Raw genomic sequence first — 17,400 nt, 5'->3', positions numbered from 1 at the left:
GCTGCTGCCCCCGCGGCGACGACCTGGGGGACCGAGCGATGCAGACGCCGGACGGAATTCCCGCCGAGATCGACCTGAGCCGGCCCAGCGCGGCCCGGGTCTACGACTACTTCCTCGGCGGCGCGCACAACTTCGAGATCGACCGGCAGCTCGCCGAGCAGATCGCCGCCATGACGCCGAACCTGGCGGCCACCATGCGCTCCGGGCGGGAGTTCCTGCGCCGGGCCGTGCGGGTGCTGCTCGACGCCGGCATCGACCAGTTCCTCGACATCGGCTCGGGGATCCCCACGGTCGGCAACGTGCACGAGGTGGCCCAGGCGGCCGACCCGCAGGCCCGGATCGTCTACGTCGACATCGACCCGGTCGCCGTGGTGCACAGCCGGGAGCTGCTCGCCGGCAACGAGCGGGCCACCGCCATCCTGGCCGACCTGCGGGAGCCGAAGCTGATCCTCGACCAGGCCCGGGCCAGTGGCCTGATCGACTTCGACCGCCCGGTCGGCATCCTGCTCGCCGGGGTGGTGCACTTCATCCCCGACGAGGACCGGCCGGGCGACATCCTGGCCACCCTGCGGGCCGCCGCGGCGCCCGGCAGCTTCCTGGTCATCTCGCACTCGACCTTCGAGGACCAGCCGCAGGAGATGCTCGACGCGCAGCGGCTGTCGGCGCGCACCGCCACCGAGATCACGCTGCGCTCGCGCGCCGAGATCACCGGTTACTTCGGCGACTGGACGGTGCTCGAACCGGGCGTCGTGCACATGCCGCTGTGGCGGCCCGACTCGCCGTCCGACGTGGACGAGCACCCCGAGCGGTTCGGGGCGTTCGGCGGCGTCGCCCGGCACGACCGGACGGCCGGCTGAGCCGACATGCGCGCCCCGGACCCCGACGGGGGCGAATTCAGCCGGCCGGGCGCCGCGGCGTACGCCGCCGAGTGGGCCCGGGCGGTGCGGCGCATCGGGTTCGTGCCGCTGAGCGCCGCCGAGACCGAGCGGCTGCTGCTCGTGCACACCGTGGGGCTCGGTCGGGCGCTGCTCGCCCCGACGTTCTCCGCCCAGCCGGCGGAGGACGTCGGGCGGGCGCTGGTCGAGGCGCACCTCACCGGGCCCGGGGTGCTCGACTGGTCGGTGCGGGCGCTCGGCGACCGTTTCCTGTCCTGGGTGCTGCCCGCCCGGGTGGAGCTGCCGGAGGTGCGGGAGCGGATCGCGGCCATGCAGGGCGCGTTCGCCGCCGGCTTCGGCCGGGCGCTGCGCGACCGGGTGTTCAGCCAGCAGGAGCGGATCGCGCGCTCGGCCTGGCAGGCCCGGGACGCGGTGGAGCAGGCGCTGCGGGACAGCGAGGCGCGGTTCCGCGCGGTCTTCACCGGGGCGGCGATCGGCATCGGCATCGCCGGTGTGGACGGGCGGATCATCGAGGTCAACCAGTCCTTCGCGGACATGCTCGGCTACCCGGTCGCGGAGCTGCGGGAGCTGAACGTCGACGGGCTGTTCCACCCCGACGACGCCGCCGGCATGTGGGAGCTGTACCAGGAGCTGGTCGAGGGCAAGCGGGACAGCGCCCGGGTGGAGAAGCGCTACTACCGCAAGGACGGCAGCGTGGTCTGGACCGACCTGGCCGTCTCGCTGATCCGCCACGACGACGGCCGCCCCCGGTTCACCGTGGCGATGATCGAGGACATCACCGAGCGCTACCAGCTCCAGCAGCGGCTGCGTTTCCAGGCGCTGCACGACCCGCTGACCGGCCTGCCGAACCGGACGCTGTTCTTCGAGTCGCTCGGCCAGGTCTTCCACACCGCCGGGGCGGAGCAGCGGGTCGGGCTCTGCTTCATCGACCTGGACGGCTTCAAGGCGATCAACGACAGCCTCGGCCACGACCTGGGCGACCGGCTGCTCAAGGTGATCGGCCGCCGGCTGGCCGACTGCGTGTCCGGCCGCGGCCACCTGGTCGCCCGGATGGGCGGTGACGAGTTCGTCATCCTGGTCGACTCCGACGGCGGCCTCGACGACGCCGTGGAGGTGGCCGAGCTGGCCCTGGCCGCCGTCTCCGCTCCGGTGCACGTCGGCGACCAGCAGTTGGCCGTGTCGGCCAGCATCGGCATCGTGGAGTGCCCGGCTGCCGAGACCAGCGTCTCCGACCTCATGAAGGCCGCCGACACCACGCTCTACTGGGCCAAGGCCGAGGGGCGGGGCCGCTGGGCGGTCTACGACCCGGAGCGCAGCGCCGCCGACATCGCCCGGTCGGCGCTGGCCGCCAACCTGCCCGCCGCGCTGGACCGGGGCGAGTTCGTGCTGCACTACCAGCCGATCGTCTCGCTGGTCGACGGCGCGATGGTGGCGGTGGAGGCGCTGGTCCGCTGGCAGCACCCGGAGCTGGGGCTGCTCGGGCCGGACCGGTTCATCGGGCTGGCCGAGGAGACCGGCCTGATCGTCCGGCTCGGCGCCTGGGTGCTCCGGCAGGCGTGCCGCGACGCGGAGGGCTGGCGGCGGGCGTACCCGGAGGCGCGGCTCATGGTCAACGTCAACCTGGCCGCCCGGCAGGCCGACGACCCGGCCATCGTGGAAACCGTCGCCGAGGCGTTGCAGCACGCCGGGCTCCCCGCCGAACTGCTGCAGCTGGAGCTGACCGAGAGCGCCGTGATGGGCACCGCCGGGGAGCCGCTGCGCGCCCTGCACCAGCTCGCCGACCTGGGGATCCGGCTGGCCATCGACGACTTCGGCACCGGCTACTCGAACCTGGCGTACCTGCGGCGGCTGCCGATCCACTGCCTGAAGCTGGCCGGCCCGTTCGTCGAGGGGATCCGGGGCGACGGTGCGGACGTGGTCGCCGACCACCGCGACGAGCGGATCGTGGACGCGCTGGTCCGGCTGGCCCACGCGCTGGAGCTGTGGGTGACCGCCGAGGCCGTGGAGACCGAGGAGCAGGCCGAACGGCTGCGGTCGCTGCGCTGCGACACCGGGCAGGGGCGCTGGTTCGGCGCCCCGATGCCGGCGGCCGACATCCGCCGCCGGCTGGAGGGTAAGGAAGGACCCGGTGGGTCCACTTCGCGCCTTCCCGAGCAGCGCGGGGGGCGGGCGCGGGCCGGGGAGGAGACGCGGTGAGCCTGGGTGATTCGCAGGCGGTGGTGTCGGTGGTGGCCGCGCTGGCCATCCTGGCCGGGCTGGCCGGGGTGCTGGTGCCCGGGCTGCCGGCGCTGCCGCTGTGCTGGGGCGGGGTGCTGGTGTGGGCGCTCTTCGCCGACGCCGGGCCGGGCCGCTGGGCGGTGCTGGCCGCCGCCACCGTGGTCGCCGTGGGCGGCGGCGTGGTCAAGTACCTGTGGCCGGGGCGGAATTTGAAACGCACCGGCGTGCCGACCTCGTCGCTGCTGGCGGGCGGGCTGCTCGGCCTGGTCGGCTTCTTCGTCATCCCGGTGGTCGGCCTGCCGATCGGTTTCGTCGGCGGGATCTGGGGCGCGGAACGGCTGCGGCTGGGCAGCAACCAGCTCGCCTGGCCGGCCACCGTGCAGGCGCTCAAGGCGGCCGGGCTGTCCATGCTTGTCGAGTTCCTGGCCGGGCTGGTCATCGCCGTGCTCTGGGTGGCCGGGCTGTTGTTCGCCTGACCGGATCGGGGCGACGTTCGCCGATTCCGGCGGTTAGGGTCGCACCCGTGCGGATCACCGTCCTCGGTGGGCTCGGCGCCTGGCCCACCTCCGAGCAGTCCTGCTCCGGCTTCCTGGTCGAACAGGCGGGCTTCCGGCTGCTGATCGACCCCGGGTACGCGACCCTGCAACCGCTGCTGGCGCGCGTCCCGGCGGCGCGGGTGGACGCGGTGTACGTCAGTCACGGCCACCCGGACCACTGCGCCGACCTCCAACCGCTGCTGCGGGCCCGGGTGCTCGCCGACCGGGCCGGCCCGCCGCTGCCCGTGTACGCGCCCGCCGGTGCTCTGGACCGCCTGCTCGGCATCGACGAGCCGGGCCTGGTCGACGGGGCGTACCGGTTGTCCGCCCTCGCGCCGGGAGAAGCGTTCGACCTCGGGCCGTTCCGGGTGGACAACTGGTCGCTGCCGCACTGGGTGCCGAACGTCGGCGCCCGGTTCACCGGTCCGGACGCCGTACTGGCCTACACCGGGGACACCGGACCCAGCCCGGACCTGGTCGAGCTGGCCCGGGACGCCGACCTGCTGATCGCCGAGGCGACGTATCCGGTGGGGATCCCGGACCGGCACCTCGGCAACCTGTCCAGCGCCGCCGAGGTGGGCCGGTACGCCGATGCCGCCGGGGCGCGGCGGGTCCTGCTCACCCACCTGTGGCCCGGGACGGACCCGGCGGAGGCGGTCGCGGCCGCGCGGCGCGGGTACGCCGGGCCGGTCGACGTCGCCGCGCCGGGCCTGGTGCGCACTCTCGGGAGGTAGGAGCGACGGCGCGGGCGTCCGGGGGTACGGCGAACCGCCGTACTTCAGTGAGAGAGAGGTGGACGCCGCGCGCCGTCGCCGGCCGGGCGTTGCCGAGCGCCCGGCGGTCGGCCCGTCGCGATCGGGCCTGGTCACGGGCTCAAGGATGCCCCGGAACGGGTTGGCGCGGCAACGCAATTAGCCGTGCCGGCCGTGAGATTCCCACGGCTGTCGTATTGACCGCCTTGATCGACGGGATCACACTTTGCCCACTCAACCGGGGAATCCACCTCGAGGAGGTGTGCAGTGGCCACGACGCCCGCGCCGACCGCCGAGCAACCCATGGACGACGACGCCCGACGGCTCGCCGAACTCGGCTACAAACAGGAGCTGCACCGCAAGTGGAGCGGCTTCTCCAACTTCGCCATCTCGTTCTCGATCATCTCGATCCTGGCCGGCTGCTTCACCACCTTCGGCCAGGCGTGGAACAACGGCGGTCCGGTCGCCATCTCCTGGGGCTGGCCGCTGATCTCACTGTTCATCCTCATCATCGGCTTCTGCATGGCCGAGCTGGTGTCCGCCTACCCGACCGCCGGCGGCATCTACTGGTGGGCCGCCACCATGGGGCGGCCGGTGCACGGCTGGTTCACCGGCTGGCTCAACCTGATCGGCCTGGTGGCCGTGACCGCCTCGGTCGACTACGGCTGCGCCACCTTCCTCAACCTGACCTTCTCGGCGCTCTTCGACGGCTGGGCCGGCACGGCGCACCAGACCTTCGGGCTGTTCGTGGTGATCCTCGCCCTGCACGGGCTGATCAACATCTACGGGCACCGCATCATCGACGTGCTCCAGAACGTCTCGGTCTGGTGGCACGTGGCCGGCGCGGCCGCGGTGGTGCTCATCCTGCTCCTGGTCCCCGACGACCACCAGAGCTTCAAGTTCGTCTTCACCGAGCGGTTCAACAACTCCGGCTTCGGTGACGGCGACACCGGCGGGCTCACCTTCTGGTTCTACGTGCTGCCGCTGGGCTTCCTGCTCACCCAGTACACGATCACCGGCTTCGACGCCTGCGCGCACGTCTCCGAGGAGACCCGCGGCGCCTCGAAGGCCGCCGCCCAGGGCCTCTGGCGGTCGATCTTCTATTCGGCGGTCGGCGGCTGGATCCTGCTGCTCGCCTTCCTCTTCGCCGCCACCGACGTGGACGCGATCAACTCCGCGGGCGGCTTCTCCGGGGCCATCTTCGAGTCGGCGCTGACCCCGTTCTTCTTCAAGGCCGTCATCATCATCTCCACCATCGGCCAGTTCTTCTGCGGGATGAGCTGCGTGACCTCGATGTCCCGGATGGCGTACGCGTTCAGCCGCGACCGCGCGGTGCCGGGCTGGCGGCTCTGGTCGCGGGTGAACCGCAACGGCACCCCGGTCAACGCGATCATCGCGGCCACCCTGGCCGGCCTGGTGCTCACCCTGCCCGCCCTCTACCAGAAGGCCGGCGTGCCGGTCGCCTTCTACGCGGTGGTCTCGGTCGCCGTGATCGGGCTGTACCTGTCCTTCCTCATCCCGATCTTCCTGCGGCTGCGCATGGGGGACCGGTTCGTCCCCGGCCCGTGGACGCTGGGGCGCAGGTACAAGCTGCTCGGCTGGATCGCGGTGATCGAGATCGCGATCATCAGTGTCTACTTCGTGCTGCCGATCGTGCCGGCCGGCGTGCCCGGCAACGCGGAGTTCACCTGGACGGCCGTGAACTACGCCCCGCTCGCCATCGGCGGGGTGCTCCTCGGCGTGGCGCTCTGGTGGTACGCCTCGGCCCGGAAGTGGTTCACCGGCCCCCGCCGTACCGTCGACGTGCCGGAACAGCGCCCCGCCGCGGACGCCGCACCGGCCGACGAGCCGGCCTGACCCTCCCTCGTCGGCGCCGGGTCACCCGGCGCCGACGAGGAGCGGGTTCGTCCGGGAAGAGTTGCGGGTCGCCGCCACCGAACGGGGAGCAGACTTGTCCACCGTCACCACCGCGTCGTTCACCTGGCCGCTGGGGGACGACGCCGTCCTGATCCCGCGCACGACCGCGGTCGCCGAGGCCCATCTGGCGCTGGTGGAGGCCAACCACCAGCGCCTCGCCCAGTGGTTCCCGGACGCGTTCCAGGAGCCGCCGACGCTGGCCGGGGTGCGCGCGAACCTGGAACGGGCCGGCCGGGCGTGGCAGGAAGGATCGTTGTTGCCGTTGTCCATCGCGGTACCGGCCGAGGAGGGCTGGCGCCTGGTCGGCTGGGCTCAACTGGTGATCGACGCTCCGGCCCGGTCGGGCGAGGTGGGCTACTGGCTCGACGCCGGCCATGTGGGGCGGGGCCTGGTCACCAGGGCGGTCACGGCCCTGCTCGACCACGCGTTCGGCCCGCTCGGCCTGGAACGGATCGGGCTGCCCACCACCGTCGACAACACCCGCAGCCGGAGCGTCGCCGAGCGACTGGGGTTCACGCAGGAGGGCGTGCTGCGGGAGGCGGCGGCCTTCCCCGACGGACGGCGTGATCTCGTGCTGTACGGCCTCCTGGCAGGCGAGTGGCGCACGTGACCAGCGCCCTACCGGACCCCAGGTCCGGGCCGACGAACCGATCAGGAATCGAGAAGCGCCCGGTGTGCCGCCGGGCCTAGCCTTTTCCTGACCGTCGGCCCAAGGCCGAGTCTCGACCAGGGAACGGAAGTCCGAGAATGTCCGCGAAGAACGCCACGACCGTGTCCGACGGCTTCAGCGCCGAGGAGCGCGCCGCGATGAAGGAGCGCGCCGCCGAGCTGCGCGCCGAGGGTAAGAAGGGTGCCAAGAAGGCTGACGACCTGCAGGCGCTTCTCGACCGGATCGCGCAGATGGCGCCGCAGGATCGTGCGCTCGCCGAGCGCGTGCACGCGACGGTCACCGCTGCCGCCCCGGAGCTGTCGCCGAAGACCTGGTACGGGATGCCCGCCTACGCGAACGCCGACGGCAAGATCGTCGTTTTCTTCCAGGACTCGGGCAAGTTCAACTACCGGTACTCGACTCTGGGCTTCCAGGACACGGCCAACCTCGACGACGGGGATCTGTGGCCGGTGTCGTACGCGCTCCAGAAGTGGAGCCCCGCGGTGGAGAAGAAGGTCCTCGCGCTGGTGACGGCTGCGGTCTCCTGACCGCTGCCACGAGCGGACCGCTGCCGTTTCATCACCCGGCGGCCGGGGCCTTCGCCACGGGCCGGTATCGCACGTTCACCACCGACGTGGGATCGCCTCCGCCGAGGCGGTGGAGACGGATCGGCGCACCGCCGGGGTTGTCATACAGCCGGATGCCGTCGCCCAGCAGGACCGGTGCGATGTGCAGGTCGATCTCGTCGATCAGGTTCAAAGCGAGGAGCTGGCGGCCGATGGTCGGTGAGAACACCTCGAGGTTCCTGCCGGCGGCCGCCTCCAGCCCGATCCGCACGGCGTCGGCCGGGTCACAGTCGAGGAACGTGACCCCCTCGGCGGGCTCGGCGTCCTCCGGGTGGTGGGTGAGGATGAAGACCGGACCCTTCCAGGAGCCGCCGTAGGGGCGGCTGCCAGGCGCGGCGTCCCAGCCGTCCCGGCCGCCCAGCACGGCACCCGTGGTCGCGACGTACTCGCCGACCAGGCCGGGCCGGGCCGAGATCCCGGTCATCCAGTCCATCTCGTGGTCCGGTCCCGCCACGAAGCCGTCCAGGGACATGGTGAAGTGCCACAGGACCTTTCCGGCTGCGGTCTGCGGCTCGGTGTCGCTCATTCGAAACGAGGTCATGGTTGTTGGACGGTCTGCACCGGGAAAGCTCATCGGTGGAGGCTGGCCGGTAGCGGTGCCCGGCACGTTCGGCGAGACTCCTCCCGTCGTCCACCCAGGCACTATCTCGCGCGGCGCCGCGCGAGGTGCACGGTGAGGTCGGCGGCGATGTCGACCGTCCCGGGCAGGACCCGCAGGATCCGGCGGTACACCTCCTCCTGCTCTGGCAGGGGCAACAGGAGGTAGGCCGAGACGGTCGAGAGATGGCCGACGTAGTCGCGAGCGGTCATCGTGACGCGTCGCTCCACCACCGACTGCCGGACGTCGCCGAACCACTCGGACCGTAGGAGCTCCGTGCCCGGCCACTGCATGGCGTATCCCGCAGGCGTCCCGTCCGGAGACGGCACCTCGTCGCTCTCGAGGAACGGTGCACGGGCCGTGCGAACCGCTTCCTCCACCGCCGGATCGGCAAGCTGGATCGGCCCCCCGAACGAGGCGAAGACGCCACCCGGCTCCACGAGCGCGGCCATGCGGGACCACCGATCCTCCGGGTTCGTCCAGTGCAGCGCCGCCGCCGCATAGACCAACCCGTAGCTCTCGCCCGGTCGCAGGTCCTCGAACGCGGCCTGCACGGTCCTGACGCCGGGCGGCAGGTGCTTGCGCAGCTCGGCGAGCATGGCCGCGTCCGGCTCGGTCGCGGTCACCGTTATCCCTCGCCGCGCGAACAGACGGGTGGCCTTCCCGGTCCCGGCGCCGATCTCGAGGGCGGTCCGGACGGGCCGGCCCGCGTACGTCATCACCATGTCGAAAAGTTCCACGGGATATCCCGGCCGGAACCGTTCGTACGCCTCCGCCACCGCCCCGAAGCTCAGTGCCCGACCAGACATGCCGAGATCCTGACACCATCCGCGCCGGCTGTGCTCACTCTTTCGTGGAGATTGGGCGCCGGATTGCGGCGCGACGGTTTGTCCCCACGTGACGCCGGTCTGGTTCGTCTACAGGGACGGCGTCTGGTGGATCGGCTGCGACGGCCACAGTGTCAAGGTCCGGAATGTCGTCGGCGACCCGCGGGTTCCTGCGCCGCGGCGAGTTCCCCGCCGACGTCGTCGAGGCGTTCGCGAACAAGTGCGGAGAATGGGACGTCACGGAGCGCGTCGCCCAGGACGGCGACCGGGTGCTGCTGGAGATTCCCGTCCGGCGGTTGCTGCTGGCGGGCAGGGCTCAGTGATCCGTCAGACCGCCTCGGTCCGGGCGACCACCAACGAGCGGCGGACGCCTGCCGATGAGCCGTGATACGGGTTGCGGAAGGCCCCTGTCCCACCCTCACCGTCGTGGATCTGCACCCGGTAGTGTGCCGTGCCCTGTGCGCCGTCACCTGTGTGCTGTGCTGGGCGTGCGTTGTGTGCCGGGGAGTCGAACCCCTGCGCCTGCCCGCGGCGCGCCAGGAGGGAGCCGGATTACCCGCCGGCTCTCGGGTTCGTGCACGCCTCCACGTCGGCTACCTGCTCCGCACCATCTCAGTCCAGCAGGTCGACCTCCCAGTTCGTCCGCTGAATCAGCGTGTCGACCTCGCGAAGCTGCCGGGCGAGGTCGTCGGCCTGGCGTCGCAGTTCCGCCACCGGCAGTGCCGGGATCATCTTCAGCTCCGACCGCAACTGCCGATACCCGCGCTGGCCTTCCCCGGCTGCGGCGTTCGCGCCGGACGTGACGACGTTGTGCCGTAGGCGAAGCACGTCGCGGCGCGCGAGCGCGTCGGTGAGCGTGCCACCCTCCACCACCGTGGCGGCGTTGGTGCGGTTGATCCGCCGAATGAGGACCTCCAGCTCACCCAGCACCTCACCCGCCTCCACGAGGAGAGCGGCGGCGTCCTCGGCGGGCACTTCGCCCTCCTGATAGCGGGCGCTGGCGGCGATGCGGGCACGGAGTTGTTCGGCGCGACGCGCCGCATCCACACGCAGCGCAAGAGCCTCGGCAAGCTTCATGGCCACAAGTATGGCGACATGAAGATCATCGCCGCCCTACATTTTCTCGCGTGGGCACGGTGGGTGCGGTACTGCGATTCAGCCAACCGGGCCGATCTGCTTCGCGAGGCCGACGAAGGACCGCCACGACGTGGGGTCGACGTGGAGGGTGCCGCCCTCCCGGTCCTTGGTGTCGCGCACCAGCACGACGCCCGGCAGGTTGTCGGCCACCTCCACGCAGGACCCGCCGTTGCCGCCAGACCTCGTCGACTTCCGCCACTGCGGGGTCAGCACGTCCATGACTTCGCCACTTCCTTGATGAGGTCGGTTGACTGCCGGCGGGGGAGCGCTTCGTTCCGGACGATCTCCCACGTCCTCGCCAGCTTAGCGATGTCGGCCGGCGCATCGACGATCTGCGCCGTGAGCTGGTTGTCGGCGTGCGCCACCCGTGCGCCGTCAGGGAGTTCGGCGATGATGAACTGCCCCGCCAGCCCCAGGTACATCCCAGCATCCACCGGCACGACGTGCACCTGGATATGTTCGCGTCCTGCCTGCTCGACCAGGTGCTCAAGTTGCTCCGCCATCAGGCCGGGCTGGTCGAGCACCGGCCGGCGAAGGGTCGCTTCGTCCAGGACGGCGATGAGCTGTGGGGGGCGCTCACGATCGAGGATCGCCTGCCGGTCCAGCCGGGAAGCGACCGCCTGGTCGACATCCTTCGGGCTGAACCGTCCTCCGGCCAGCGTGGCCCGGGCATACCGTTCGGTCTGAAGCAAGCCGGGGATGTAGGCCAGCTCGAACCATCGCAGTGTGGCCGCCTCGCGCTCGAACTCGATCCACTCGCGCAGCCAGGCCGGCGTGGTGTCGAGCTTCCCAAGCTCCCGCAGCATCCGGCCGAATCGTCCCCCGGTGTGGTGCTGGTCGTCGACCCCCTTCATGTACTCGACCGTCGGCGGACGCCCGCCGGTCTCGACCGAGCTGACGTGGGAGCCGGAGTATCCGATGATCCTGCCGAAGTCGTCCTGGCTCAGGCCCAGGGCGGCCCGGAACAGACGTAACTCGCCCAGCACGTAGTTGGTCGCGGTCCCCATCGATCCCTCAATTCCTGCTCGGTTTCGTCCGGCCCTCGCCCATCGCTGCTCAACCATCGGCCTGACCTGCGCATATGCGGCGAGCGCATATCGACGGTAGCGGTGTCCTAACCAGACTGTCACGCAAGCGGACCCGCTCGGCGCAGATCGTGGGTGGGTTCCAGCTCGGGCCGCCCGGTGCCCAGCGATGCCGGGCGGCCCCTCCAATGACGAGGAGGCTGACGTGCGTACCCGATGGTTGCTGTGCCCGACGAGGAAGCTGCCGGAGCGCGAGCCGGCCCGGTCGGTTGGCGCCGGTCCGGGAGCGGCGGGCGAACGGGCGCCGCTGGCGGCCGGCGTGCTCACGGCGACCGCGCACGTCGGCCACCGTCCGGCCTGGGACTGCGGACGCTGCGGCGAGCCCTGGCCCTGCCCCGCCTTCCGCGCGATCCGGGTCGACTCGGCGGCGCTCCTTCCGGTCATGTCGTCCCTGCTCGGCGGTGCCATCCGGGACCTGCGCGGGCGGCCCGAGGGGCCGGAGCCGCCGGAGATCGTGCGGCGGTTCCTCTGGTTCCTGCCGCTGACCGGCGAGGAGGCCCGCGCCGTGGCCCGCCGGCTGCGGTGATGGTGCGCCGGACCATCCCGCACGTCCCGATGCGCCCGCTCTGGCGCTGCCGGAGCTGCGGCGCGGAGTGGCCCTGCCAGCCGGCGCGGCTGGCGCTGCTCGTCGAGTACCGGGGAAACCGGACCGGGTTGCTGTTCCATCTCGGTGGGCTGATGGCCGAGGCCACGGAGCAGTTGGCCGGGCTCAACCCGGGGCACGTCCCGGACCTGCACCACCGCTTCCTCGCCTGGGCGCGCGCCCGCGACTGACGCCGGTTCCGCCGGCCCGACCGGAGGTCGTTGCGGGGGCGCGGCGCCAGGCCTGGTCGGGGCGGTCGGGGGTGGGGCGTCAGTGCATACCGTTGGCGGCGGGGACGGCCTGCTCGGCGGCTCGGCTGACCTGTTCCCAGCCCGCCCAGGTGTCCATTCGCCGCCGTGAGATGTCGAAGGCCAGGTCGTAGACCATGCTGCCGAGCAGCAGTCGCAGCGGCGGGTCGTCGCTGTCGACCAGTTTCAGCAGCGCCTCGGCGGCGAGTCGGGGCTCACTGTCGATCGAGCCCTCCGCCCACTGCCGTTCCAGTTCCGCGCGCAGTGGACCGTAGGCCTCCATCGGCGTTGTGGAGGTCATGCTGGTGTACAGGTCCGTCCAGTAGCCGCCGGGCTGCACGATGCTCACCTTGACGCCGAAGGCTGCCGCCTCCATCGCCAGGGCCTCGCTCATGCCTTCCAGCGCGAACTTGCTCGCGCTGTACGCGCCGGTGCTGGGGAAGCCGCCGAGCGCGGCGATGCTGGAGATCTGCACGATGTGGCCGGCGCGTCGGGCGCGCAGGTGCGGCAGCACGGCCTGGCTGACCCAGAGCGCCCCGAAGAGGTTGACCTCGAACTGGTTGCGCGCCTCAGCTTCGGTGAACTCTTCGATCATGCCCATGGCCATGGTGCCGGCGTTGTTGACGACGATGTCGAGCCGCCCGAAGTGCTCAACCGCGGTGGCCACGGCGGCGAAGACCGCCGCCCGGTCGGTCACGTCGAGCCGCAGGGCGAGCAGCCGGTCGCCGTATCGCTCGTCGAAGTCGTTGCGGGTGATGGTCCGAGCGGCGGCGACCACCCGGTCGCCGCGGTCGAGTGCCGCGACGGTGAACGCACGGCCCAGACCACGGCTGGCGCCGGTGATGAACCAGGTACGCGAAGCGGTGCTGGATGAGGCGCGCATAGCGGATCTCCACTCTCCGGTTGCTGAGACGAGACGGTTCGTCTCGCCGCTGCCGATGACAGTACGTCAGCGTGCCTGGCAATGCAAGACGAGACGGTCCGTCTCAACCGGTAGGGTTGGGCCCGTGACGACACCGCACCGAGCAACGCCCAGCGCGGCCCGCCGGAACGAAGCCTCGCGGCGGGCCATCCTCGCCGCCGCCTTCGACCTGCTCCAGGAAGTCGGATACGCCAAACTCAGCATCGAGGGCATCGCCGCACGCGCCGGCGTCGGCAAACAGACCATCTACCGCTGGTGGCCGTCGAAGGGCGCGGTCATCTTCGACGCTTTCCTCATGCTCAGTGAGGGCAGCGAGGGCGAACCCCCGGTGCTGCCCGACACCGGCGACCTGGAAGCCGACCTGACCGCGGTGCTGCACGCGACGGTCGTCGAGCTGAACGATCCCCGGTACGACCGGCCGATGCGCGCGCTGGCCACCGAGATCGCGAACGACCCCGAACTGGCCGCCGCCTACCGCCAACGGCTGGACGGACCGATGAAGGAGGCCAAGCGACAACGGCTGCGCAGCGCCCAGCGGGCCGGGCAACTCGCCGAGGACCTCGACCTGGACGTGGCCGTAGAGATGATCTGGGGTCCCCTGCTCAACCGTTGGCTGCAACGCAGCGGGCCACTGACCGCCGAATACACCGACCGTGTCATCGCCACCGCCCTCAACGGCTTGCGCCCACGCCCGGCCGTCCGCTGAGCCGGCACCTGACGCTGCCGGCCGACGCGCAACGCGGCATGAGGCGCCGCGGCGGGTTGTCGTACGGGTTGGGTAGACACAAGCGTCCCCTCCCGCGGACGGCGCGTGAGGTGTTCCCGTGCCCCCTCTGCCCCAGGCGGAAAGGCAGTGGCTCGCCGCCCCGAGTCCAGGTGTTCGATGACGAACAAGACCGACTTCAAGAAGACCGTCGACGCCTACCAGGCACAACGGGGCCGGTTCCGGGTGGTCGACGTGCCCGACACGCGATATCTGATGATCGACGGCCACGGCGACCCCAACACCTCGCCGGCGTTCACCGAGGCGGTCGAAGCGCTCTATCCCGTGGCCTACAAGGTGAAGTTCGCCAGCAAGCGTGACCTCGGGCGGGACTACGTCGTCCCGCCGCTGGAAGGCCTGTGGTGGGCCGAGGACATGTCCTCCTTCACGTCGGCGCGGGACAAGTCGCGGTGGGACTGGACGCTGATGCTCATGGTCCCGGACTGGATCGACCCGGCCCTGCTCGACGGCGCTGTCGAGCAGGTCCGGGCGAAGAACCGGCCGGCGCGGCTGGACGACGTCCGTCTGGAGACCCTGTCCGAGGGGCGGTGCGTGCAGACGCTGCACGTCGGTTCCTTCGACGACGAGGCGGACGTGCTCGCGCACCTGCACCACGAGGTCATCCCCGCCCAGGGGTTCCGCCTGGCCGGCACGCACCACGAGATCTACCTCAGTGACTTCCGCAGGGTCGCGCCCGAGAAGCAACGCACGATCCTCCGGCAGCCGGTCACCGCCGGCGCCGCACCCGGCGCGTAGAAGCCCCACCGGCGCACCCACCACCGACCGGCCTCCGCCCTCGACCGATCGCGTTTGCGACGGTGGCCGCAGGGGGCATTGACGGTGATCCGGTTCTGCCAGTAGACCTTGGTGATGGAGGCGCGCCAATGAGGAAAGCTCCGCTCACGCTGGAACAACTGCGCGTCGCGGTCGCCGAGGGCGAGATCGACACGGTCGTGCTCGCGCTGACCGACATGCAGGGCCGCCTCCAGGGCAAGCGGTTCCACGCGCCCTACTTCCTGGACCAGGTGGTCGCGCACGGCAGCGAGGGCTGCAACTACCTGCTCGCCGTCGACGTCGACATGAACACCGTCGACGGGTACGCCATGTCGAGCTGGGAACGCGGCTACGGCGACTTCGCCATGCGGCCCGACCTGGACACGCTGCGCCGGGTGCCCTGGCAGCCCGGCACCGTGATGCTGCTGGCCGACCTGGAGTGGCTGGACGGCTCGGGCCCGGTGGTCGCCTCGCCCCGGCAGATCCTGCGCCGGCAGCTCGACCGGCTGGCCGCGCACGGGCTGACCGCGTACGCGGGCACCGAGCTGGAGTTCGTGCTGTTCCGCAACTCCTACGAGGAGGCGTGGCGGCGCGGCTACCGCGAGCTGACCCCCGCCAACCAATACAACGTGGACTACTCGCTGCTCGGCACCGCCCGGGTGGAGCCGCTGCTGCGGCGGATCCGCACCGAGATGGCCGGCGCCGGGCTGACCCCGGAGAGCGCCAAGGGGGAGTGCAACCTCGGCCAGCACGAGATCGCCTTCCGCTACGACGAGGCGGTGGCCTGCGCCGACCACCACGTCATCTACAAGAACGGGGCGAAGGAGATCGCCGCCCAGGAGGGCATGTCGATCACCTTCATGGCCAAGCCGAACGCGCGGGAGGGCAACTCCTGCCACATCCACTTCTCGCTGCGCGACGCCGACGGCCGCTCCGCGATCCTCGGCGACGGGCCGGCGCACCTGTCGGTCACCGGGCAGCGGGTGCTGGCCGGGCTGCTCGCCACCATGCGCGAGTTCAGCCTCCTGTTCGCGCCCAACATCAACTCCTACAAGCGCTACCAGCCCGGCTCGTTCGCCCCCACCGCGCTGCGCTGGGGCACCGACAACCGCACCTGCGCGCTGCGGCTGGTCGGCCACGGCCAGGGGATGCGGGTGGAGAACCGGGTGCCGGGCGCGGACGTCAACCCGTACCTGGCGATCGCCGCGCTGGTCGCCGGCGCGGTGCACGGCATCGAGCGGGAGCTGGAGCTGGGCGAGGAGTGCAGCGGCAACGCGTACGACGATGCCGGCGCCGAGCGGGTGCCCGGCACGCTCCGCGACGCCCTCGGCCTGTGGGAGTCCTCGGAGACGGCCCGGGAGGCATTCGGCGCCGAGGTGGTCGACCACTACGCCAACAACGCGCGGGTGGAGCTGGCCGCCTTCGACGCCGCCGTCACCGACTGGGAGCTGGTGCGTGGCTTCGAACGCCTCTGACCTTGCGCTCGGGGCGCCGCCAGGAGAAGGGTGGGGCGTGTGACCCAGGTGATCAACCCGGCGACCGGTGAGCCGCTGCGCGAGGTGCCGGCCACCTCGCTCGCGGAGACCGACGCGGCCATCGAGCGGGCGGCGGCGGCCTTCGAGACGTGGCGCGCGGTGGCGCCGGGCGACCGGGCGCGGCTGCTGCGGCGGTTCGCCGCCGTGGTCGACGCGCACCGGGAGGAGCTGGCGCTGCTGGAGGTGCGCAACGCCGGCCACACCATCGGCAACGCGCGCTGGGAGGCGGGCAACGTCCGGGACGTGCTCGACTACTACGCGGGCGCGCCGGAGCGGCTGACCGGGCACCAGATCCCGGTGCCCGGCGGGCTCGACGTCACCTTCCACGAGCCGCTCGGTGTGGTCGGCGTGATCGTGCCCTGGAACTTCCCGATGCCCATCGCCGGCTGGGGCTTCGCCCCGGCGCTCGCCGCCGGCAACACGGTGGTGCTCAAGCCGGCCGAGCTGACCCCGTTGACCGCGCTCCGCCTGGCCGAGCTGGCCCTCGACGCCGGCCTGCCGGAGGGCGTGTTCACGGTGCTGCCCGGTCAGGGCGGCGTGGTGGGCGAGCGGTTCGTCACCCACCCGGCGGTGCGCAAGGTCTGCTTCACCGGCTCCACCGAGGTCGGCACCCGCATCATGGCGGGCTGCGCCGCCCAGGTGAAGCGGGTGACGCTGGAGCTGGGCGGCAAGTCCGCGAACCTGGTCTTCGCCGACGCCGACCTGGCGAAGGCGGCGGCCAGCGCGCCGGCCGCGGTCTTCGACAACGCGGGCCAGGACTGCTGCGCCCGCTCCCGGATCCTGGTCCAGCGATCGGTGTACGACCGTTTCCTGGAGCTGCTCGAACCGGCCGTGCGCGGGTTCCGGGTCGAGGACCCGGCCGCCGAGAGCGCCGAGATGGGTCCGCTGATCTCCGCCGGGCACCGGGACCGGGTCTCCGGGTACGTCGACGGGGCGAAGGTCGCGTTCACCGGCGCCCGCCCCGACGGCGCCGGCTTCTGGTACGCCCCGACCGTGCTGCTCGCCGACTCCCCGGCCGACCGGCACTGGCGGGAGGAGATCTTCGGTCCGGTCGTCTCGGTGCTCCCGTTCGACGACGAGGCGGACGCGATCCGCCTCGCCAACGACACCGAGTACGGGCTGTCCGGCTCGATCTGGACCCGGGACGTGGGCCGCGCGGTCCGGGTGGCCCGGGCCGTCGAGTCCGGCAACCTCAGCGTCAACTCGCACTCCTCGGTGCGCTACTGGACCCCGTTCGGCGGGATGAAGCGCTCCGGCCTCGGCCGGGAGCTGGGTCCGGACGCGCTGCACGCCTTCACCGACGTCAAGAACGTGTTCATCAGCACGGAGGAGTGA

20 protein-coding genes are annotated in these 17,400 nt (G+C 71.6%); 14 read left to right on the top strand and 6 right to left on the bottom strand.

The window, feature by feature from the left end; translation table 11 throughout:
* The first annotated feature begins 38 nt into the window (after positions 1 to 38).
* The 7 genes from ABZS80_RS25155 to ABZS80_RS25125 all read left to right on the top strand — a co-directional run bounded on the left by ABZS80_RS25155 (position 39) and on the right by ABZS80_RS25125 (position 7,515).
* Positions 39 to 857 (top strand): SAM-dependent methyltransferase, encoded by an 819-nt coding sequence (locus ABZS80_RS25155; protein WP_355059544.1) that lies wholly within the window; start codon positions 39 to 41, stop codon positions 855 to 857.
* A 6-nt stretch (positions 858 to 863) separates the two neighbouring features.
* The gene (locus ABZS80_RS25150; protein ID WP_355059542.1) at positions 864 to 3,092 is read left to right on the top strand and encodes an EAL domain-containing protein; all 2,229 of its coding nucleotides are present in this window, start codon (positions 864 to 866) and stop codon (positions 3,090 to 3,092) included.
* Positions 3,089 to 3,589: a DUF456 domain-containing protein gene (locus tag ABZS80_RS25145; protein ID WP_151463563.1), complete on the top strand. Its 501-nt coding sequence runs from the start codon at positions 3,089 to 3,091 to the stop codon at positions 3,587 to 3,589. The genes ABZS80_RS25150 and ABZS80_RS25145 overlap by 4 nt, the downstream gene beginning before the upstream one ends.
* Positions 3,590 to 3,636: 47 nt before the next feature.
* Entirely contained in the window at positions 3,637 to 4,383 is a 747-nt protein-coding gene (locus tag ABZS80_RS25140; RefSeq protein ID WP_355059540.1) for an MBL fold metallo-hydrolase, read from the top strand.
* A 285-nt stretch (positions 4,384 to 4,668) separates the two neighbouring features.
* A complete protein-coding gene (locus ABZS80_RS25135; RefSeq protein ID WP_355059538.1) occupies positions 4,669 to 6,258 on the top strand; it encodes an amino acid permease in 1,590 nt (529 codons plus the stop codon).
* Positions 6,259 to 6,352: 94 nt separating this feature from the next.
* Positions 6,353 to 6,928 carry a GNAT family protein gene (locus tag ABZS80_RS25130; protein WP_355059536.1) on the top strand — a complete coding sequence of 192 codons (576 nt, stop codon included), beginning with the start codon at positions 6,353 to 6,355 and terminating at the stop codon, positions 6,926 to 6,928.
* A 137-nt stretch (positions 6,929 to 7,065) separates the two neighbouring features.
* Positions 7,066 to 7,515 (top strand): hypothetical protein, encoded by a 450-nt coding sequence (locus tag ABZS80_RS25125; protein ID WP_355059534.1) that lies wholly within the window; start codon positions 7,066 to 7,068, stop codon positions 7,513 to 7,515.
* 31 nt (positions 7,516 to 7,546) lie between these two features.
* Here the strand turns inward: ABZS80_RS25125 and ABZS80_RS25120 are convergent, their stop codons facing one another.
* The gene (locus ABZS80_RS25120) at positions 7,547 to 8,119 is read right to left on the bottom strand and encodes a dihydrofolate reductase family protein (protein WP_355059532.1); all 573 of its coding nucleotides are present in this window, start codon (positions 8,117 to 8,119) and stop codon (positions 7,547 to 7,549) included.
* 116 nt (positions 8,120 to 8,235) lie between these two features.
* Positions 8,236 to 8,910, bottom strand: coding sequence for a class I SAM-dependent methyltransferase (locus ABZS80_RS25115; protein ID WP_355059662.1), 675 nt, complete (start codon positions 8,908 to 8,910; stop codon positions 8,236 to 8,238).
* A gap of 254 nt (positions 8,911 to 9,164) precedes the next feature.
* On the opposite strand from ABZS80_RS25115, the gene ABZS80_RS25110 reads away from it, so the two are divergent.
* Positions 9,165 to 9,341 carry a hypothetical protein gene (locus ABZS80_RS25110; RefSeq protein ID WP_355059531.1) on the top strand — a complete coding sequence of 59 codons (177 nt, stop codon included), beginning with the start codon at positions 9,165 to 9,167 and terminating at the stop codon, positions 9,339 to 9,341.
* A 289-nt stretch (positions 9,342 to 9,630) separates the two neighbouring features.
* On the opposite strand, the gene ABZS80_RS25105 is transcribed toward ABZS80_RS25110, so the two are convergent.
* The 3 genes from ABZS80_RS25105 to ABZS80_RS25095 form a co-directional block, all read right to left on the bottom strand.
* A complete protein-coding gene (locus ABZS80_RS25105) occupies positions 9,631 to 10,095 on the bottom strand; it encodes a DIP1984 family protein (RefSeq protein ID WP_355059529.1) in 465 nt (154 codons plus the stop codon).
* Between the two features lie 78 nt (positions 10,096 to 10,173).
* A complete protein-coding gene (locus ABZS80_RS25100; protein WP_355059527.1) occupies positions 10,174 to 10,374 on the bottom strand; it encodes a DUF397 domain-containing protein in 201 nt (66 codons plus the stop codon).
* Positions 10,362 to 11,162, bottom strand: a complete 801-nt coding sequence (locus ABZS80_RS25095) for a helix-turn-helix transcriptional regulator (protein WP_355059525.1) — start codon at positions 11,160 to 11,162, stop codon at positions 10,362 to 10,364. The genes ABZS80_RS25100 and ABZS80_RS25095 overlap by 13 nt, the downstream gene beginning before the upstream one ends.
* Before the next feature lie 223 nt (positions 11,163 to 11,385).
* On the opposite strand from ABZS80_RS25095, the gene ABZS80_RS25090 reads away from it, so the two are divergent.
* Together ABZS80_RS25090 and ABZS80_RS25085 are read left to right on the top strand one after the other, a co-directional pair.
* Positions 11,386 to 11,766, top strand: coding sequence for a hypothetical protein (locus ABZS80_RS25090; RefSeq protein WP_355059523.1), 381 nt, complete (start codon positions 11,386 to 11,388; stop codon positions 11,764 to 11,766).
* The gene (locus ABZS80_RS25085) at positions 11,766 to 12,014 is read left to right on the top strand and encodes a flavin reductase (protein WP_355059521.1); all 249 of its coding nucleotides are present in this window, start codon (positions 11,766 to 11,768) and stop codon (positions 12,012 to 12,014) included. Before ABZS80_RS25090 ends, ABZS80_RS25085 begins: the two co-directional genes overlap by 1 nt.
* Positions 12,015 to 12,093: 79 nt before the next feature.
* On the opposite strand, the gene ABZS80_RS25080 is transcribed toward ABZS80_RS25085, so the two are convergent.
* Positions 12,094 to 12,954 (bottom strand): SDR family oxidoreductase, encoded by an 861-nt coding sequence (locus ABZS80_RS25080; RefSeq protein ID WP_355059519.1) that lies wholly within the window; start codon positions 12,952 to 12,954, stop codon positions 12,094 to 12,096.
* A gap of 124 nt (positions 12,955 to 13,078) precedes the next feature.
* On the opposite strand from ABZS80_RS25080, the gene ABZS80_RS25075 reads away from it, so the two are divergent.
* The 4 genes from ABZS80_RS25075 (at position 13,079) to ABZS80_RS25060 (ending at position 17,400) form a co-directional block, all read left to right on the top strand.
* Positions 13,079 to 13,699 carry a TetR/AcrR family transcriptional regulator gene (locus tag ABZS80_RS25075; RefSeq protein ID WP_355059517.1) on the top strand — a complete coding sequence of 207 codons (621 nt, stop codon included), beginning with the start codon at positions 13,079 to 13,081 and terminating at the stop codon, positions 13,697 to 13,699.
* Between the two features lie 177 nt (positions 13,700 to 13,876).
* The gene (locus ABZS80_RS25070) at positions 13,877 to 14,512 is read left to right on the top strand and encodes a GyrI-like domain-containing protein (protein ID WP_355059515.1); all 636 of its coding nucleotides are present in this window, start codon (positions 13,877 to 13,879) and stop codon (positions 14,510 to 14,512) included.
* A 128-nt stretch (positions 14,513 to 14,640) separates the two neighbouring features.
* On the top strand, positions 14,641 to 16,005 hold the full coding sequence (locus ABZS80_RS25065) for a glutamine synthetase family protein (protein ID WP_355059514.1): 1,365 nt from the start codon (positions 14,641 to 14,643) through the stop codon (positions 16,003 to 16,005).
* A gap of 39 nt (positions 16,006 to 16,044) precedes the next feature.
* Entirely contained in the window at positions 16,045 to 17,400 is a 1,356-nt protein-coding gene (locus ABZS80_RS25060; protein ID WP_151463574.1) for an aldehyde dehydrogenase family protein, read from the top strand.

Origin of the sequence: Micromonospora sp. NPDC005305, from assembly GCF_040607315.1 — a bacterium.
Lineage (GTDB): Bacteria > Actinomycetota > Actinomycetes > Mycobacteriales > Micromonosporaceae > Micromonospora.
Note: the sequence above shows the minus strand (reverse complement) of the source record. Positions and strands in the feature narration are given on the sequence as shown.

Coding starts and splice junctions, on each gene's coding strand:
- ABZS80_RS25155 (WP_355059544.1), top strand. CDS start 39: ATGCAGACGCCGGACGGAATTCCCGCCGAGATCGACCTGAGCCGGCCC.
- ABZS80_RS25150 (WP_355059542.1), top strand. CDS start 864: ATGCGCGCCCCGGACCCCGACGGGGGCGAATTCAGCCGGCCGGGCGCC.
- ABZS80_RS25125 (WP_355059534.1), top strand. CDS start 7,066: ATGTCCGCGAAGAACGCCACGACCGTGTCCGACGGCTTCAGCGCCGAG.
- ABZS80_RS25120 (WP_355059532.1), bottom strand. CDS start 8,119: ATGAGCGACACCGAGCCGCAGACCGCAGCCGGAAAGGTCCTGTGGCAC.
- ABZS80_RS25115 (WP_355059662.1), bottom strand. CDS start 8,910: ATGACGTACGCGGGCCGGCCCGTCCGGACCGCCCTCGAGATCGGCGCC.
- ABZS80_RS25110 (WP_355059531.1), top strand. CDS start 9,165: ATGTCGTCGGCGACCCGCGGGTTCCTGCGCCGCGGCGAGTTCCCCGCC.
- ABZS80_RS25105 (WP_355059529.1), bottom strand. CDS start 10,095: ATGAAGCTTGCCGAGGCTCTTGCGCTGCGTGTGGATGCGGCGCGTCGC.
- ABZS80_RS25100 (WP_355059527.1), bottom strand. CDS start 10,374: ATGGACGTGCTGACCCCGCAGTGGCGGAAGTCGACGAGGTCTGGCGGC.
- ABZS80_RS25095 (WP_355059525.1), bottom strand. CDS start 11,162: ATGGGGACCGCGACCAACTACGTGCTGGGCGAGTTACGTCTGTTCCGG.
- ABZS80_RS25085 (WP_355059521.1), top strand. CDS start 11,766: ATGGTGCGCCGGACCATCCCGCACGTCCCGATGCGCCCGCTCTGGCGC.
- ABZS80_RS25080 (WP_355059519.1), bottom strand. CDS start 12,954: ATGCGCGCCTCATCCAGCACCGCTTCGCGTACCTGGTTCATCACCGGC.
- ABZS80_RS25070 (WP_355059515.1), top strand. CDS start 13,877: ATGACGAACAAGACCGACTTCAAGAAGACCGTCGACGCCTACCAGGCA.
- ABZS80_RS25065 (WP_355059514.1), top strand. CDS start 14,641: ATGAGGAAAGCTCCGCTCACGCTGGAACAACTGCGCGTCGCGGTCGCC.